The sequence below is a fragment of the Cupriavidus sp. 05N39 genome (assembly GCF_056397325.1).
Genome location: NZ_JBFTNE010000404.1, coordinates 1 through 370, shown reverse-complemented (window position 1 = coordinate 370; position 370 = coordinate 1). Strand labels below are relative to the sequence as shown.

At 67.0% G+C, this 370-nt stretch carries 1 protein-coding gene; it reads left to right on the top strand.

Features of this window, described 5'->3' with window-relative positions; genetic code table 11:
• Nucleotides 1-370, top strand: a 370-nt coding sequence (locus tag AC1DN0_RS41915) for a hypothetical protein (RefSeq protein ID WP_477146732.1), incomplete at both ends; no start/stop codon positions are given.

The following is a 370-nucleotide window of genomic DNA, read 5'->3' as shown; positions in this document are numbered from 1 at the left end:
ACCATCGACGGCAACCTGGTCACCGGCTTCGGCAACGACACGATCATCCTGTCCGACGGCTATATCGGCGGCAACATCAGCGTCAGCGGCGGCGACGATGCGATCACCATCACCGGCGGCACCGTGCGCGGCGAGATCCGCGCCAGCACCGGCAACGACCGCCTGGACTGGTCCGGCGGCGGGGTGGTGTACGGCACCGTGGACATGGGCGAGGGCAACGACGTCACCACCCTGAGCAACCTCAACAACAGCCACCTGGGCGCACTGCCGCTGTTCACCGGCGGCTTGGGCACCGACGTGCTGACCATGAACAACGTCAACACCAGCGGCGTGGCGCGCTTCACCGGCTGGGAACAGATCAGCCTGCAGC